This is a genomic window from Thermosynechococcus sp. FA-CM-4201 (genome assembly GCF_054689355.1).
This window is the reverse complement of sequence record NZ_CP079920.1, coordinates 2,530,601-2,547,468: the sequence shown is the minus strand read 5'-3', so window position 1 is coordinate 2,547,468 and position 16,868 is coordinate 2,530,601. Positions and strand designations below refer to the sequence as shown.

18 protein-coding genes are annotated in these 16,868 nt (G+C 54.5%); 9 read left to right on the top strand and 9 right to left on the bottom strand.

Annotated features, from left to right (window positions below; all coding sequences use genetic code 11):
* The first annotated feature begins 154 nt into the window (after positions 1-154).
* Positions 155-856, top strand: coding sequence for a dTMP kinase (tmk, locus tag KV190_RS12440; protein WP_460195287.1), 702 nt, complete (start codon positions 155-157; stop codon positions 854-856).
* Here tmk and dnaE read toward each other — a convergent pair.
* From dnaE to KV190_RS12425, 3 genes are read right to left on the bottom strand one after another with little or no spacing between them, the layout of a single operon-like run.
* Positions 794-3,928 (bottom strand): DNA polymerase III subunit alpha, encoded by a 3,135-nt coding sequence (gene dnaE / locus KV190_RS12435; protein WP_460193697.1) that lies wholly within the window; start codon positions 3,926-3,928, stop codon positions 794-796. The genes tmk and dnaE overlap by 63 nt on opposite strands.
* Before the next feature lie 36 nt (positions 3,929-3,964).
* Positions 3,965-4,423 (bottom strand): photosystem II protein PsbQ, encoded by a 459-nt coding sequence (psbQ, locus tag KV190_RS12430; protein ID WP_149818809.1) that lies wholly within the window; start codon positions 4,421-4,423, stop codon positions 3,965-3,967.
* 39 nt (positions 4,424-4,462) lie between these two features.
* A complete protein-coding gene (locus KV190_RS12425; RefSeq protein WP_460193695.1) occupies positions 4,463-6,223 on the bottom strand; it encodes an Rqc2 family fibronectin-binding protein in 1,761 nt (586 codons plus the stop codon).
* A 90-nt stretch (positions 6,224-6,313) separates the two neighbouring features.
* Between KV190_RS12425 and KV190_RS12420 the strand changes: the two genes are divergently transcribed.
* The 5 genes from KV190_RS12420 to KV190_RS12400 all read left to right on the top strand — a co-directional run bounded on the left by KV190_RS12420 (position 6,314) and on the right by KV190_RS12400 (position 9,219).
* Positions 6,314-6,850: an RDD family protein gene (locus tag KV190_RS12420; protein ID WP_460193694.1), complete on the top strand. Its 537-nt coding sequence runs from the start codon at positions 6,314-6,316 to the stop codon at positions 6,848-6,850.
* A gap of 35 nt (positions 6,851-6,885) precedes the next feature.
* The gene (gene rpmG / locus KV190_RS12415; protein WP_250681389.1) at positions 6,886-7,080 is read left to right on the top strand and encodes a 50S ribosomal protein L33; all 195 of its coding nucleotides are present in this window, start codon (positions 6,886-6,888) and stop codon (positions 7,078-7,080) included.
* A gap of 13 nt (positions 7,081-7,093) precedes the next feature.
* Positions 7,094-7,309, top strand: coding sequence for a 30S ribosomal protein S18 (gene rpsR / locus KV190_RS12410; protein ID WP_250681390.1), 216 nt, complete (start codon positions 7,094-7,096; stop codon positions 7,307-7,309).
* Between the two features lie 123 nt (positions 7,310-7,432).
* Positions 7,433-8,506 carry a metal ABC transporter substrate-binding protein gene (locus KV190_RS12405; protein ID WP_460193693.1) on the top strand — a complete coding sequence of 358 codons (1,074 nt, stop codon included), beginning with the start codon at positions 7,433-7,435 and terminating at the stop codon, positions 8,504-8,506.
* Positions 8,503-9,219, top strand: a complete 717-nt coding sequence (locus tag KV190_RS12400) for a metal ABC transporter ATP-binding protein (protein ID WP_460193692.1) — start codon at positions 8,503-8,505, stop codon at positions 9,217-9,219. Before KV190_RS12405 ends, KV190_RS12400 begins: the two co-directional genes overlap by 4 nt.
* On the opposite strand, the gene KV190_RS12395 is transcribed toward KV190_RS12400, so the two are convergent.
* On the bottom strand, positions 9,216-9,659 hold the full coding sequence (locus KV190_RS12395) for an NUDIX hydrolase (RefSeq protein ID WP_460193691.1): 444 nt from the start codon (positions 9,657-9,659) through the stop codon (positions 9,216-9,218). The two genes, KV190_RS12400 and KV190_RS12395, sit on opposite strands and share 4 nt — an antisense overlap.
* A 342-nt stretch (positions 9,660-10,001) precedes the next feature.
* On the opposite strand from KV190_RS12395, the gene KV190_RS12390 reads away from it, so the two are divergent.
* Positions 10,002-10,322: a DUF1815 family protein gene (locus tag KV190_RS12390; protein WP_297760630.1), complete on the top strand. Its 321-nt coding sequence runs from the start codon at positions 10,002-10,004 to the stop codon at positions 10,320-10,322.
* Between the two features lie 85 nt (positions 10,323-10,407).
* A complete protein-coding gene (locus KV190_RS12385; RefSeq protein ID WP_460193690.1) occupies positions 10,408-11,283 on the top strand; it encodes an alpha/beta fold hydrolase in 876 nt (291 codons plus the stop codon).
* Between the two features lie 57 nt (positions 11,284-11,340).
* Here KV190_RS12385 and KV190_RS12380 read toward each other — a convergent pair whose 3' ends face one another.
* On the bottom strand, positions 11,341-12,579 hold the full coding sequence (locus KV190_RS12380) for a DUF4912 domain-containing protein (RefSeq protein WP_460193689.1): 1,239 nt from the start codon (positions 12,577-12,579) through the stop codon (positions 11,341-11,343).
* 299 nt (positions 12,580-12,878) lie between these two features.
* Here KV190_RS12380 and KV190_RS12375 point away from each other — a divergent pair, with 299 nt between their 5' ends.
* Positions 12,879-14,129, top strand: coding sequence for a SufS family cysteine desulfurase (locus KV190_RS12375; RefSeq protein ID WP_460193688.1), 1,251 nt, complete (start codon positions 12,879-12,881; stop codon positions 14,127-14,129).
* Here the strand turns inward: KV190_RS12375 and KV190_RS12370 are convergent.
* From KV190_RS12370 to KV190_RS12355, 4 genes are read right to left on the bottom strand one after another with little or no spacing between them, the layout of a single operon-like run.
* Positions 14,126-15,484 carry a helix-hairpin-helix domain-containing protein gene (locus KV190_RS12370; protein ID WP_460193687.1) on the bottom strand — a complete coding sequence of 453 codons (1,359 nt, stop codon included), beginning with the start codon at positions 15,482-15,484 and terminating at the stop codon, positions 14,126-14,128. The genes KV190_RS12375 and KV190_RS12370 overlap by 4 nt on opposite strands.
* Positions 15,485-15,511: 27 nt before the next feature.
* Positions 15,512-16,144: a hypothetical protein gene (locus KV190_RS12365; protein ID WP_460193686.1), complete on the bottom strand. Its 633-nt coding sequence runs from the start codon at positions 16,142-16,144 to the stop codon at positions 15,512-15,514.
* Positions 16,141-16,566: a nucleotidyltransferase substrate binding protein gene (locus KV190_RS12360; RefSeq protein WP_460193685.1), complete on the bottom strand. Its 426-nt coding sequence runs from the start codon at positions 16,564-16,566 to the stop codon at positions 16,141-16,143. The genes KV190_RS12365 and KV190_RS12360 overlap by 4 nt, the downstream gene beginning before the upstream one ends.
* The gene (locus KV190_RS12355) at positions 16,542-16,853 is read right to left on the bottom strand and encodes a nucleotidyltransferase family protein (protein ID WP_460193683.1); all 312 of its coding nucleotides are present in this window, start codon (positions 16,851-16,853) and stop codon (positions 16,542-16,544) included. Before KV190_RS12355 ends, KV190_RS12360 begins: the two co-directional genes overlap by 25 nt.
* Positions 16,854-16,868 lie beyond the last annotated feature (15 nt).

Here is a 16,868-nt window from a genome sequence, read left to right as displayed (position 1 = left end):
TCTAGTGTAATCACGGAACAGATGAGGTGCTATCGCTGCTGGTGTTCCTAGGAAATCACAGGGAATTGAGCATTACCCCCATTGTAGGGTGACCTGCATTGCACTGGCAGGATGCCGCGATTATATCAAACCTTTCCTCGAAATCGCTGAATTCATGCATCCCTACACTGGTTTATTTATTGTTTTAGAGGGGGGAGAGGGTGCCGGCAAAACCACCCAAATGGGGGCGATCGCCACATGGCTAGAGGAAAGTGGTTGGCTAGCAAAATTACGATCCGCTGACATTGATCCGCCCCTGCTCCTTACCCGTGAACCGGGGGGAACGCCCCTTGGCCAAGGCCTGCGGCAACTGCTGCTCCATAGTGATTTAGAGATTGATCCCATGGCGGAACTCCTTCTCTATGCCGCCGATCGCGCCCAACACGTGGCAACTAGTATCCGCCCGCAACTGCAACGGGGGGGCATTGTCCTGTGCGATCGCTATACGGCTTCTACCGTTGCCTACCAAGGCTATGGGCGGGGGCTGGACTTGCCGATAATTCAGCAAATCAACCAGATTGCTACGGGGGGTCTAGGAGCAGATTTAGTTCTCTGGCTCGATCTTCCCGTCAGTGTTGGCCTTGCCCGTACCCAACGGCGGGGCATAGCGGATCGCCTAGAGCAGAATGCGGTGGCCTTTCATGAGCGAGTTCGTCAGGGATTTATGGCCTTGGCTGAGGCAGGGGGCGATCGCTGGCAACGAATTGAGGCCGACCAACCCACGGATCTCGTGAGTAAAGCTATTCAAGATTGCCTAGCCGCTCATCTGCACCGCTGGTTTGAGACCTTGAAGGAGTGCCTGCGGCGGGGTGAATAGCTCCAGTCCTTCCTGAAAAATTCGCTCAATGGGCAGCATCTGGCCACAGGTGGTCATAAAGCGGTGATCGGGTGTCGCATAAATCGTTGAGCCATCCTCAAGTTCATACGCATACACGGGACGGAAGCCCTGAAAGTGCCATTGGGCAATGGGCTGGGTATAAAGATGCCCTTGGGGATCAAGGCTGTACACCTGACAGGCCAACCGTTCCTGCACCAAGCGGCGAATGGGAACAGCACCATATTCCACCGTCATCACCGCTGTCTCACCACTCAGACAGTATTCAGCAAAATCCAGCATCTGCTTAAAGAGTTCTTGGGCGACTGCACTGGGCACCCCATTTTTCGCCGCTCCCTCAATGAAGAGGGCTTGATGTTTTTCCATTTCCTCTTTTTTCTTTTTGCCCATCGCGCGGCGCAGCAGATCCGCTTGACCTAGGGAATAGCCCGCCAAGTCCTGTGCCATCCGCATGATCTGCTCCTGATAACAATTGTGAGTCACAATGCCATTGGCAAGAAAGTAAGGAGAGGCTTGGTCTGCCATTTCTAAGTCAAAGCAGTCTGCTTCTCCCCAAGGTTCGACGGCTACTACAAAGACTGGGCGAACATCCTGTCGGTCAGTTTCAACACGCAGCTCTTGAGTCACGACAACCGCTACTGCCAACTCCTCTTTCTTTCTCAGAGAAGTTAAATATGGGTTCTTGCAGTGTTGCCATGCCTCATAAAGGATTGAACCCTGGACATGGGCATTCTTGACATTACTCACGGGTTTCAACTCAGAAGCTGAGCGATCGCCATCGGGTGTGAGGAAACGATGCTCTGGCGTGCAGTAAATTTGAGTCCCACTGGAAAGAGTAATCTTTACAATGGATTTTCTACCGCTGTACCATTGCTTTGCAACTTTGGCAGGCCAAACCCGTTGACCATCTGAGGACAGTACCCAATCACCTGCGCGGATCTCCTCGATGGGAGTTTGGGTTCCATCAGGCCGGGTAATCAAAGTCCCCTTAGCAAGACAGAGAACGCCGTAGGTTTCCTGCAAGATAGGCTTCAAAAGCTCATGTTGGTATTGAATGGGTTCCCGCCCATGCTTGCGGTTAATGAATTTGGGGATCAGGCCTGCATCCAAAGGTCCCGGTCGATAGAGCGCCAGCACCGAGGAAATGTCTTCCAGATTTGAGGGCTTGAGATCTCGGACAATTTGGCGCATCCCCGAGGATTCCAATTGGAAGATGCCCTCCAGTTTACCTTCCGCCAGAATTTGGTATGTTTTGGCATCGTCGAGGGGCAATGCATCCAGATCAAGGGTTTTGCCGTGGTTTTTCTGGATCAGCTCCCGCGTCTTTTGGATCATTGTCAGGTTCTTGAGACCCAAAAAGTCCATCTTCAAAAGGCCAAGGGATTCCAGATCCTCCATGAAGTACTGGGTAATCACCGCACCATCGTTGTTGCGTTGCAGTGGCACCAGTTGATCCAAGGGTTCTGAGGCAATGACGACGCCGGCCGCATGGACGCCATAGGTTTTGTTGGTGCCCTCGATGCGCATTGCCATATCAATCCAGCGGCGCACGACCGGATCACTGTCGTACTTTTCCTTAAACTCCGGTGAGGGGGTGTCATCGGAGATCATCACCGCCAATTTGACGGGTTTGCCCCGCACCACCGGAATTAGTTTTGCCATTTGATCCGCTTGGCTATAGGGAATATCCAGCACCCGTGCCACATCCTTGAGCACCGCCTTTGAGGTCATGCGGTTGAAGGTGATGATCTGGGCGACGCGATCGCTACCGTATTTTTCAGTGACGTACTGGATCACTTCCTCACGGCGGTCAATGCAGAAGTCCGTATCAATATCAGGCATGGACTTGCGCTCAGGGTTCAAAAACCGCTCAAACAGCAAGCCGTGATGTACAGGATCAATGTTGGTAATGCGCAGGGCATAGGCCACAAGGGAACCCGCCGCTGATCCCCGCCCTGGCCCGACGGGAATGTTGTGATCGCGGGCATATTTGATGTAGTCCCAAACCACAAGGAAATAGTTCGAGAACCCCATCTGTTGCAGCATTTTTAGCTCATATTCCAGTCGCTGCCGATAGGTGGTATCCAACTGCTGGCGATCGCTGAGGTGAAATCGCTCCAACAGTCCTTGCCACGCCACCTGCTCGAGGTAGGTATCGGCTGTATGGCCAGCAGGCACGGGAAACTCTGGACTTTGGGGTTCACGAAAGATGTTATAGGGTTCAATCTTGTCGGCCACTTCGAGGGTATTCGCCAAGGCCTCTTCAATCACCTCAGCGGGCAAGTGATCCCGAAACAGGCGAGCCATTTCAGCAGCAGATTTCAGGTACTCCGTACCGCTATAGCGCATCCGCTTGTCATCGGTGAGCAGCTTGTTGGTCTGGATACACAGCAGGGCATCGTGGGCTTCAACGTCATTGCAGGAGATAAAGTGGGAGTCATTGGTGGCAATGATTTTGATCCCCAACTCGCGGCCAATGCGCACCAGTTCAACGTTGACCACCCGATCCTCTTGACTGCCGTGGTCTTGGATCTCAAGATAAAAATCCTCACCAAAGGTCTCTTGATACCAAGCAGCAACACTGCGTGCCAAATCGGGCTTGCCCTGCAAAATCGCTTGGGGAATCTCACCGCCAAGGCAAGCACTGGTGACAATGAGTCCGTCGCGGTATTGTGCCAAGAGTTCTTTGTTGATGCAGGGGCGAGCAAAAATGCCTTTGCCTTGGAAGCCCTGCAGGTGGGAGATGGTGGTGAGTTTGCAGAGGTTGTGGTAGCCCTGTTTATTTTTGGCCAGCACCACTTGGTGAAAGCGGGGTTTGCGCTCCTGCTTGGTGATGTCGCCATTGATGACGTACATCTCATTGCCAATAATTGGCTTCAGGGGTTTGCCGCGACACAGCTTTAACAGTTCAACGGCACCATACATCACCCCGTGATCCGTAAGGGCGATCGCGGGCATCCCCAATTCCATTGCCCGTGCCACTAGGTCGGGAAGTTGGCTTGCACCATCGAGAAGACTGTAATCACTGTGAATATGCAGACCGACGAAGGACATGGGCAACGGCTATCAACCTAGGAGAAACGCAGAGGACTAGGACAACTCAGGCAAGCTATTGAGATAGGCCTTGAAGTCCGCTTCAGCATCACGGAAGCCCTCTTGAGCCACGGTGACACTATTGAGATCCGCCCCCTGATCAATTTTCAGGAAGTCATCCGTCAGGGCACGGGTCAAGGCGGTGGGGGTGGGTTGATCCTTGGCCAAAAGGTTGCGGTTGAGGGCACGCATATCCATCAACATTTCCCCAAGAGGGCCGCGCATAATGTTGCGGGCTTCCTGCCAATCGCCTTTGGCGACACTGACCTCTAAATCAGCAAAGCGTTCGGCATTTTTCTCAATGTCACTTAGGTAGTCTTGAATGCGAGTAATTTGCAACTCACTATAGGTGGGCGGGGGGGTGGTAGTGGCACTGGGGCCGCCACAGCCGACTAAAATAATGGCAACAACGCTTAATAGGATTGAAATTAGGGATTTTCGATTTAGGCGCAGCATAGAACCTCAGCAGTCAATGGTGTCGTAAAAAACACGGTTCTATTCTGCCATGATCCCGTGGCGATCGCCGCCAGCACTCCCTTGGGGCAGATCTGAAGAGCCATCACTGACACTGAGAGGGCATCCCCACACCACTGTCGCCTGATCATAAATGACCATCCCCGGATTGGCGCCCTTCGGTTTTTGCACATACTTGCGGCGCGTATAGACCACAGGCACTTGGGCACTGGCACGGGCTTGACTATGGTAGGCCGCCAAATCCGCCACGTATTGAATATCTTTGTCACTGGGCACTTCCCCTGCTTCGAGGCGGAGAATCACATGGCTGCCGGGAATCTCTTGGGTGTGAAACCACCAATCGTAGGGACTGGCCACGCGAAAGGTGAGATCGTCATTCTGACGGTTGTTGCGCCCCACGAGAACCGTGAAGCCACTCGGTGTCGTATAGCGTAGGTAGGGACTGGGCGTGGTAGGGGGACGATAGTAATCGGGCGCTGTCAAGTATCCCTGTTGAATCAGTTCAGCCCGAATCTCCTCAAGGACATCTAAGGATGTGGCCGTAGCGAGGGTAGCCGCCACCTGATCCAGATAGGCCAGTTCCTCTTCAGCAGCCGTAAGGAGTGGCGTAATGTGCTGCTGGGCGCGTTTAAGTTTTTGCTGTTGCTTGTACAACTCCTGAGCCGTTTGAATGGCACTTTTCTCTGGGGAGAGGGGAATGGCGAGGGGTTCTTGGGTGGTAAAGTCTGTCACGATCAGTTCGGTCATGCCAGGTTGCCACAGGTGGGCATGGGCCATGAGTAAATCGGCTAAGTAGCGTTGGCGATCGCCCCCCGCAGCAGCGGCCAATCGTTCTCGAAAGCCCTCAATTTTAGCGATCAGTTTTTGGCGTTGTGCCTGTAGGCTCTGGTGCAACTGTTGCTGAAGTTGCTGCGTTTGCTGTTGCTGTAGTTGGTCTTGGTAATAGGTGGCGAGAATCTCGTGGATGCTGAGGGTTGAGGGGGTCTGCGTCCCAAGGGGGGGAATGACGCGATAGCCCGTTGGTGTGAATTGGGGGACAAAATGCCCGCTCTCTAAACACGCCAGCCAGTGCTGCCAATGGTCAAATAGCCGCCGCCATTCTGCAACGGTTAACTCTGTGGTGCGACTTTCGAGGGGCAATACGGCATCCGCTAGGAGTTGCTGTACCAAGGCTGGACTCAGTCCGCGATAGGCCTTCAGGAGTTGCTGCCGCAGCAGTCCGGGGATCACGCTCACCTGTTGTTGCCACTGCTCAAAGGGAATCTCGCGACTGGGCAGCGCAGCCGTTAGGGGGGGTGGGGGCACATAGGGTTGACCGGTCAGAATTGGGCGCAAGCGCGACTGTTGGGCATTGACTTGGTGGGCGGCGGTAACAATTTCCCCCGCAGCGTTAACCAGAATCACGTTGCTGTACTTGCCCATGATCTCGGCATAGAGACGCCACTGCGTTGCTTCCTGCGGACGGGGGGCAAATTCCAAGACCACAACGCGCTCCCAAGGGTTGACTAACCCCACCCGCACAAGGGCAAGGCGATTGAGTTGGGCATGGAGTTGCTGACTAAAGGTAAATGTGTCCGGTTGGCGGGGGGGTGGTGGTTCAAAGGCAATGCGTGCCGCTTGGGGATGCCAAGAGAGGGTTAGCCAACCCTGCTTTTTCAGCGTGCGTAGGGCTAAGGCAATCGTGTGGCGATCGCGCTGGTAAACGGTTTCCAGCCGTGCCGGTAGCCAATGTTGCAGATCGGCACAAACAGCACGCAGGGTCGTCAAATCAACGGGTTGCACCGTCCAAACTCCGCAGGATTTTTTGAGGGAATCGGCATCAAGCTATACTAGTCTAGCCACTCTCTGGCCTTTTGCCACCGCGTGTTTGCTATGGCACTTTCCCGTCAATATCCCCCCCCCTTACCACTGGCTCAGCCTTGGCGACGGGCGATCGCCACCAGCATTGACTTTATCCTAATCTGGCTGACGAGTGTTGTCGGTATCACGCCGGGGGCCGCCATTCAGTGGGGGCAACTGTTTATTTTTGCCATCGTTTGGTGGTTGCTGCGGGTGGCCATGGTTAACCGCAATAAGGGGCAAAGTCCCGGCCATTGGCTGATGAATGTGCGCCTGTTGGATCAGCGGCAGCGGACACCGGATCTCCTCTCCCTCAGCAAGCGAGAACTGGTGATTGGCGTCGGGGCAGTGTTGACATTGGCGGGCTTGGAATCCTATGGCCCTAGTATGGCGCTGATGATTTTGGCACTGCCCTTGGCCGTTGACTGTAGCTTGGCGTGGATTGATGAAGAGCACCGCACGCTCCACGATCGCTTGGGCGGCACAAAAGTCTATCGCTGTCGGCGGGGCTTTGCCCTTGATCGCAAGCTCATTGAATTGGTGAGCAAAATCCGTAAAGATCTGCCATAATTAGAGATCGGCTCACTGGATAGATAGGCAAGACCATGGCTAAAGCAAAAGGCGCCAGAATCATTATCACCCTAGAGTGCACAGAGTGTCGCACCAATCCGGCACAGCGATCGCCCGGTGTCTCTCGCTACACCACGACCAAAAATCGGCGCACCACCACAGGGCGGTTAGAACTGAAGAAATTTTGCCCCCACTGCAACAAGCACACCGTTCACAAAGAAATCAAGTAATTAGAGGACAGCTATGGCATTTTATCGGCGACGCATTTCCCCCATTCCCCCCGGCCAACCCATTGATTACAAAGACGTGGATTTGCTGCGACGCTTCATCACTGAGCGGGGAAAAATTTTGCCTCGACGGGTGACCGGTCTGACCGCCAAGCAACAGCGGCAACTGGCGGTGGCCATTAAGCGAGCACGAATCATGGCACTCTTGCCCTTCTTGAACGTCGAAGGCTAGGAACTCGCGATCGCCAATTGATTTTTGCGCAGGGGTAGGTTGCGGCTTGCCCCTTTATTTTTGCTTGCTCTCCCTGCCTAAGTGTGCAAACATGAGAATGGTTATCATTACATTCGCTTGCCTATGACTACTCGCGCTAATGTTAGGCCTTGGGCAGTTTTGGTCATTCTCGGTGTATTTCTAGGAAGTTGTGCGCCCCAAGCCCAGCAGCCACAGGAGCAACAAACGGCACAAGAGGCAGCGCAAGCAGAACCTGAGCTAACGATTGTTACAACTTTCTTGCCTATCACGGCTTTTACGAAAGCAGTTGCAGGCGATCGCGCCACTGTCGAGCAACTCTTGCCGGCCAATATTGACCCCCATGACTTTCAAGCGCGGCCTGAGGATGTGCGGCTGCTGGCCACAGCAAGGGTTTTGGTCAAAAATGGCCTTGAGATGGAAACCTTTTTAGACAAACTGATTGAAAACGCCGCCAATCCCAATCTCAAGATCATTGATACCAGCGCGGGGGTGGCGACCCTTGCCAGCGAAAAGGATGATCACGCGCACCACCACGACCACGCTCATGACGACCACGGTCACAGCCACGGTGAATTCAATCCCCACATTTGGCTCGATCCCCAGCGTGCCATGCAGCAGGTGAAAAATATTCGCGATGGTCTGATGGCCGTGGATCCCGAAGGGGCTGCCATCTACGAGCAAAATAGTGCCGCCTTTATTCAAGAATTAGAAGCCCTAGATGCCCTCGCCCGGGAAAAACTCGCTCCCTTTGCGGGCAAAACATTTGTGGTGTATCACGATGTCGCGCCCTATTTTGCCGAGAGTTATAACCTGAAAGCGATTTATTTGGTGGGTATTCCGTCCGTTAACCCCTCACCTGCGGATGTGCAGCGGGTGATGCAGGCGGTGCAACAAAGTGATCTGAAAACGCTCCTAACAGAACCGGGGCAAGAACAGGTCTTTGAGAGCTTAGCGCAGGATTTGGGCGTAAAAGTGAGTGTGTTTGATCCCCTAGAACGTGCGCCCAGTGCCGCTGATCTGACGCCGACCTACTTCCTGCAAAGAATGGAGCAAAATATTCGCAATCTAGCTGAGGCTTTTGGAGCGCAACAGCGAGCCTATCGTCGTCCGGACGCGATCGCGGTGGTGGGGACATGGTGGATGCCAATGAATAGACCGTTAGGGGCAGCACTGTGAACGAATACCTGCTAGAGGTGGAAAACCTCTCGGTGCGGCGGGGCGATCGCTGGGTGGTGGAAAATGTCTCCTTTACCCTCGCTGCCGATACGAATATGGCCATTATTGGTCCCAATGGGGCGGGCAAAAGTAGCCTGATTCAAGCCATTTTGGGCATTATTCCCTACCAGCAGGGACGGGTGACCCTCTTGGGCTATGGTATGGGCTATCGCCGCACGCTCCCCTATGTCCGCCAACAGGTGGCTTATTTGCCGCAAAACTTCCAGTGCGATCCACGCATTCCGATCACCGTGGCGGAATTTGTCGGTTTGGGCTGGGGGCAACCCACGTGGCAGTGGCCTTGGCAGCACCGACAGCAGCGCGATCGCGCCATCTTTGAGAGTCTCCAACGCCTGCACCTCGAGCATCTTGCCGCACAACCCATGAGTTCTCTCTCTGGGGGCGAAACAAAACGCGCCCTCTTGGCCTATTGCCTAGTGCAACCCCGTCGTCTCCTGATTTTGGATGAAGCCCCCGCTGGCTTAGATCTCCGAAGTGAGCAACAATTTTACGACCTCCTAGAAACCCTCAAGGTGAGTGAGGGCTGGGCGATTTTACAAATTTCCCATCATTTGGAGCGGGTAAGGGCAACCTGTGATCAGGTGCTGTATCTCGATCGCTCTGTCCAAGGGCTAGGAACGCCCGAACGGGTGCTGCAACAGTTTGCCGCTTAAACGGGGGATTCTCTCCTAGCAAAGAAATCCAGCAGAATGCGTTGGTGGATGGCGCCTAAGGGGCGGTCTTCGCCGAGGGTTTGGGCATAGTGAACCCCGGCCACCACAGAATCGTAGGGTACCAAGTCCATCCCCTGTCCTTCGTTGAGGACTAAGGTTTCCAGTTCACACGTCAAAGGGCCTGTGAAAATATAGCGATGCACTTGGGGATCGCCGTACTCTCCAAAAAAGGTGAGATGGGGTGGGCAGTAGCCAATCTCCTCATAGACTTCCCGCTGGACGCCCGCGAGTGGTGTTTCTTCGGGTTCAAGATGACCGCCAAACAGTCCCCAGTGGCCGGCATACAAGATATGGGGATAATCATCTCGCAGTTGCATAAGAACGCGATCGCCTTGGTAGAGAATGGCAAGGGCAACGGGAACAATCGTGGTTGCTGGCATTGTCTTGCAAAATATGTCCTTAGGGCTACACTACCCTAGAAACAGAAATCTTAAAGTAAAATGAAAAACATAGCCCTTAAGGAATATGGCAGGCTGCCATTGCGACGACACTCAACACGGCAATCAACGGTGAACTAGACGTAAAGGAAGGCTTTTAGAGCGTGTTGCCGTTCCAGCCCAGCAAAACCAAAGCTGCTCATCCCTATAGCAAATTTTAGATTCTTACATCTTTTTCATAAGATTTTACAAATTGGTACATGGCGGCACATTCTTAAGATTGTCTTAATATTTTTCTTGGGGGCTGCGCTATTCATTTATTCATTTTTTGGAGTTAATTGTCCTATGTTTTACCGCTTAGCCGAACAACACCGCCAGTTTATTCGCGACTTGGTGCTCAATCTCCAAGCCCTAGCGATCGCCCTAGAAAATCGAGGCTACATGGCCTCCTGCTACACCTGTGGCGGTGAACTCAACAGTGCCTCCTTCATGGTCAGCTTGGCCGACAACCACCTGATTCGCTTCTTGGTCTCTGACTATGGGATCACTTGGACTGAAATGCGCGACGACCGCGAACTCATGAAACTCGAAGGGGCAGAGGCCATCAATCAACTGCAAGAACTGGCCAATCTCCTCAAGGAAGTCCGTGTTCCCACTGCGGTTTAATCCTATAGGGCTATCCCGCGATCTTTTGTCGGTGCTAGCTTAAAAGTAGAGCTGGACTTTCCTTCTACTTTGATCCCCACCCTCAATGACTGAAGCGTCCCTTAGTTGGCAACACCAGTACCTCAGCGTTAACCAAGTGCGCCTGCACTATGTCACCCAAGGCAGCGGTGACCTTGTGATTTTGTTGCATGGCTTTCCAGAGTTTTGGTACTCTTGGCGATTTCAAATTCCCGTACTGGCTCGTCATTTCAAGGTTGTAGTGCCAGATCTGCGGGGCTACAATGACTCCGAGAAGCCTGCCCACGGCTATGATCTCGATACCCTCAGCCAAGATGTCACGGCGCTGATCCAAGAACTGGGCTATGAACGCGCCCACATTGTCGGCCATGATTGCGGTGGCCTGATTGCTTGGCATGTGGCAGCACGTTTTCCCCAAATGGTGCAGCATTTAGCCGTCTTGAATACGCCGCATCCCTACCGTGTGGGACTGGAACTCTGGCAGCAGTTGGAACATTTTTGGCGCAACTGGCCGCTGTTGGCCTGCCACATCCCCGGCTTGGCGGAATACTGGCTTGGGCATAATCTGCGGAGTTTTTTGCAGGATCTCTTTCAACGCTACTCCATTCGCAAGGCTGCCTTCTCGGCAGAAACCGTGCAACTCTATCAAGCGGCTCTCGAAAAAGCGGGGGCGATCGCTGCGGTGCTCAAAAGTTATCGCCATCTTTTTTCACCCCAACAGTGGTGGCACCTGCTGCAACAGCACACGGAAGCGATTACCAGCCCCACCCTGATCCTCTGGGGTGCCGATGATCCCCTTGCCCAACCCAGCCTTGCCAATGGCATCGAAGCGTGGATCCATGCACCGTGGCGGCTGAAATATCTGCCCGACTGTGGCCACTGGGCACAACAGGAAGTGCCGGGGCTAGTCAATCGCGAACTCCTTGCCTTTTTGCGTGCCTAAAAAAATCCCCCCACCCATCGGCAGAGGGAAAGGCGTTTATCGAGCCAACCAACTAGTTTAGGCCAGCCACTCCAGCACCGCTTCTTCCTTGGTATTGGTGCGGCGTTCGGGAGTTTCGCGGGTGAACTTCATGTGAATAGCGCGGTTTTGTTCCCCATCTGCTGCCACTGCCAAGATCGGGAAGTCAATGAGGCCATCTTGGAAGGACATCTGGAAGCGGAAGGTGCCATCGGGATTGAGTTTGATCGGGCGCCCACCAATCGTGACGGTGGCATCTGGCTCCGTAGCCCCATAGACAATGAGTTCAGCATCCGCCACCAACCAGAATTTGCGGGGACGAATGGGAGCCGCCGAAGCTGAGAAGCCAACGCCGGACATCGTCAGACCCGAAACTGTCGGCACAGCCCATAGCCCAACCCCAGAGGGGAAGACGTAGGAACTGATGGCCATTGCGGGCAACTGAGAGATGGAACCGGGGACTTGGTGCATCGAGCCAAAGAGGGAACCCGCCACCCGCTGCGCTTCGGCCCCTTCGGCCATGGCAAAGATGCCTTCGTAAATGGGATTGGGTTCGGCAGTGCCCGCCAAGGGTGCCCCCAGATCAAAGAGGGTTTTGCCGCGCAGATCCATATCCCAATCCACGGTAATGAATTGATCCCAGACCCAATCTGAGGGGTAGGTGGGGGGAATATGCACAGGGGCAGAACGGGCTAGAACTAACCAGCGGCCATCGGCACAGCGGTAACCAATTTCCACCACATAGTCGCGATCGCTCACGGGGATGGGCAGATACCACTCCCGCGCCAACTCATCGCAGGGGTACTCCTGAACACTGTGGGGAATTTGGCTATCGAGGTTGATATTCGTCGCATCGTAGAGCCGCAGAGCCAGTTGCTGACCCCCTTGCCGCCGCAATTCTTCGCGGTGCTCGTTGGGCACATCCCAATAGGCGTAGGCCCACTGCGGATCCCGGGGCATGAGGACAATGCGGCTTTCACCATAGCCCCCCGGCAAATCCCCAAGGCCTTCATCTACAGAGGCCAAGAGAACATCATCTTGAGCAGGACCGAGGTCAAATTTTGCTGCTTCCACTTTTTCTTGCGACTCCAGACTAGAGGGGACAGGTTGGACAGAAATGGTGGTGGTGGATCCGTTGGCTTGCGCCTGCTTTTCACGGATGGCAGCGAGGAGTTGATCTTTGCGCATACGGCTATAGCGGGACACTTGCAGTTCACTGGCAACGCGCCGCAACTGCCGCAAGGTCATTTCTTCTAAAGGGGGGCGATCTTTCGGCATGGGTGCCTCCTTATCGTGGGTTGATAGACGGAGCTATCCTTTGCCCTTGATCTTTGGCAAAAAAGTCTTGGGGCGTCAAGGGAATTGCGGGACACCCCTAGGGATTTATACGCAGTTTATCCCTTTGCAGGGATCAAATGTCAACTTTTCATAACATTGACTTGGCATGGGGATCAAAAGCATGATTGGCATTCCTGATCCCCACCGCGTTCTCTAGAAGGCAAAGGAGTATAGTTAGAGATGTATCCCTAGAATCTTCCTAGGAATGCCGTGATGTAACTGATACCACTGCAACTGCTATGACGATCGCCCCGAGCCGCTCCCTCGCTGACCTTTGCCGTGCTGACTTTCCAATTTTGGCGCGACAGGTACACGATCGCCCCTTGATTTACTTTGACAATGCGGCCACCTCCCAGAAGCCCTTGGCGGTTCTCAATGCCCTTGAGGACTACTATCGTCGCTACAACGCCAATGTTCATCGCGGCGTACACACCCTCAGTGCTGAAGCCACCACCGCCTACGAAGGGGCACGGGAAAAAGTGGCGCGTTTTGTCAATGCCGCCCATGCCGAGGAGATTATCTATACCCGCAATGCCAGTGAAGCGATTAACCTCGTGGCCTATAGCTGGGGCATGAATACGCTGCGGGAAGGGGATGAAGTGATCCTGACGGTGATGGAGCACCACAGCAATTTGATTCCGTGGCAGTTTGTGGCGCAGAAAACGGGTGCTCGCCTCAAGTTTGTCGAACTCACCCCAGAGCAAACCTTTGATCTCAACCACTATGAAAGTCTTTTGAGCGATCGCACGCGGTTAGTGGCCGTCGCCCATGTATCCAACACGCTAGGGTGCTTGAACCCGATTCCCGAGATTGTGCGTCTTGCCCATGCCAAGGGAGCGCGGGTACTGGTGGATGCCTGCCAAAGTGTGCCTCACCTCCCCATTGATGTGCAGCAGTTGGGTTGCGATTGGCTGGTGGCCTCCGGTCATAAAATGTGTGCACCCACGGGCATTGGCTTCCTCTGGGGACGCGCGGAACTTCTGCGGCAAATGCCTCCCTTCTTGGGCGGTGGCGAAATGATTGCCGATGTCTTTCTCGACCATGCCACCTATGCGGATATTCCCCACAAGTTTGAAGCGGGAACGCCGGCTATTGCTGAGGCGATCGCCCTTGGTGCAGCAGTCGATTACCTGAGCCAGTGGGGGATGGAGCGCATCCATGCCTACGAACAGGAACTCACGGCCTATCTCTTTGAACGCCTCCAAGAACTTCCCGGTGTCACGGTCTATGGCCCGAAATCGGGCGATCGCGCTGCCTTGGCCAGCTTTACCGTTGGTGAGGTGCATCCCCACGATCTCTCGACCATCCTTGATCAGTCGGGGATTGCGATTCGGGCAGGACACCACTGCACACAGCCCTTGCACCGCCATTTAGGGGTTCAGTCCACGGCACGGGCCAGTCTCTATTTCTACAACACCCGTGCTGAAATTGATCAGTTTATTGCTGCCCTTGGGGAAGCGATTGCCTTCTTTAGTGATGTCTTTGCCTAGAGCTTGAGGCTCAGCAGTTCACTAGCTTGGGCGTGAAAACCGGCACTGGTGAGGGCATGGCGGGCGCGATCGGCATCCTCAACGCGAAACTGCGGTCCTAGGCGCACGTACTGGGCATGGTAGCCATCGGTAACTTTGACCACCACCGGCACCTTCGGCATGTCGCCCACCTGTTGTTTGAGGACTTCCGAGAGGCGGCTTTGGGCTTGAATGTCCCCCGCTTGCTCGACGGGCAAATCCACAAGCACCAGTTTCACTTCTTCAAGGGGTTCGGCATCTTCAATGAGGAGTTGGGGGCGATCGTCGCGCATTTCTAGGGTGCCCCACAGCAGTAGGCGGTGATCAAGCTGCAATTGGCCATGAATCCGCTCGTAGGCTTTCGGAAAAACGACGGCCTCTGCCTGACCCGTGAGGTCTTCCAACTGGACAATGGCCATCCGCTCGCCGCGCTTGGTGGTAATGGGCTTGAGCCCGGTCAGCAGGGCAATCACACTCACCATCCCTTGACCCGTGTGCTGCTCGAGATCCGCTAAGCTAATGGGGGCAATCATGGCCGCTGGGCGGTGAATATCCTTGAGGGGATGGTTCGACACATAAAATCCCAGCAGGTCTTTTTCTTGGCGGAGCTTTTCGGCATCCGGTAAATCATCCACTGGGGGTGCACTGGGGGCTGGGTCATAGCTGCCGCTGGGTTCATTGCTGGCGCCACCCGCCAACATATCAAAGAGGTTCACTTGCCCCACCGCCCGATCCTTGGCGCGCGCCTGTGCCCACTCCAGCACGAGGGGGAGATCCTGCATCAGTTGGTTGCGGTTGCGCTGAGGATGCAGACTATCCATGGCACCACAGGCAATGAGGGATTCAAGGGCACGACGATTGAGAATGCGACTATCGCCCCCCGCACGCGGAACCCGTTCACAAAAATCCGCCAAACTTTGAAAGGCGCCCCCCTCTGCCCGTGCCTGCAAAATGGCTTCAATCACCCCCTGACCGACATTGCGCACTGCCGACAGACCAAAAAGAATTTTGTCCCCTACTGGCGTAAAGTCAATGTCTGAGCGATTCACATCGGGGGGAAGGACCTCAATCCCCATGCTCAGGCAGGTGGCAATATAGCGCTGTACCTTGTCTTGGTCGCCACTATTCGCCGTGAGCAAGGCTGCCATATACTCGACGGGAAAGTTGGCCTTGAGAAAGGCGGTTTGATAGGTCACGTAGCCGTAGGCCGTAGAGTGGGACTTGTTAAAGCAATTGGCGGCGATCGCCCCATTGGCCAAAAGAAAATTGTGATCCCCGGCTAAACCAATGTCATAGACCGCTTGCCAACCCACCAACCGCCGGCCAACAATCTTCACGCTTCACCTTGCCAAACGCTGCGCTCTCTATTCTAATCGTCGCACTGAGTCGCGAGCGGGAATCCGCACATCCCGCAGTGGTACCCCCCTAAGACACTGGTAGTGAGCCGTCAACCAGTCGGGGGTTTGCACACCAATACTCGCTAGAGCCGCCACCGTTGGAAAAGGCCACAGCCGCTCAAAGATCACTTCCCCCTGCCAGTCAAATTGCAGAAAATAGCAGCCCACGGGTGCCTGCAAGTGGTCTAGGAGTCGCCGTCCGAGGGCATAGAGGGTTTGTCGCTGGCGATCGCTGGCATGGATGGGTAACTGCCAGATCCCTTCAAGGCAGCCAATGATTTCGCCAAAGAGCGTCCCCTTTGCCGTTTGCGCTAGTGGCAACTGATAGCACCCCCCTGTGCCAGTTTGTATCCCCCACTGGGCAACCAAGGCAGGCAAAGCTTGACACTGCTGCCAAAGGTCGGATGATGCCCAATGGGTGAGGCTATAGTCCAGCACCTGCGGTTGGGGAGCGATCGCGATCGGGGCATCGAGGGGACAGACGGCCATCTCGGCACTGTCCTGACACTGTTGCAGCAGGGGTACCACTTGGGTCACTACTTGATCCGCAGACAGTTCGGCTTCCCTTGGCTGTGCCGCACACCAAATCCGTATTTTCAATCCTCTAATCCTCCTGCTGCGAGGGCAGCTAACCAGCGATCCATGAGCATGGCGTGCTGTGCTAACCGCGAGAAAATCGCATCCGCCAAGGTCTCATTGTAGGTGTGGACGGTCAAGTTGCGATCGCTTGCAGCGTGCCGTAGGCAATCGTCTACCATTTTTAGCGCTAAACGGCCTTCCTCTGGAGTAAGTAGGCCAACGGCCAAGCAAGCACGGATCACTCCCTTCGGTGAGGCGATGTCTAATCCTTCGCGTTCCCGTAGATATAGCTGTGCTGCTTTCCAGACCGCTTCTAGGGTGTATTCAAATCGCTGAATTGCAGCATCACGAATAATCGTATCTGTGCGCTCACCCAAAGGCAGTTCTTGCAAAGTGGCTAGCGCTCTTTGGGCAACCACTAATCGTTCCCTGAGCCGATCCACTCAATTCCCTCTGCAATCACTCGCGATCGAAAGTCGGCGGACACTTCTGATAAATCCACAACATCGACTGGATAGATCAAATTAGACATCTCTAGGTGCTCGCGCAACTCACTCAACAGCCCCACGGGCAGTGGTGCAAGGGGCAAAATCGCAACATCTAAGTCAGAGCTTTGGCGGAGAGCACCACGGGCAGCCGAGCCGAATAGATAGACCTTGACGGGAAGCCCTGTAAAAAAGTCTTCGAGTATTTTTTTGAGTTCCCGCAGATCTTCGCTGGCAGCGGTCACGCTTTGATTCCTGTC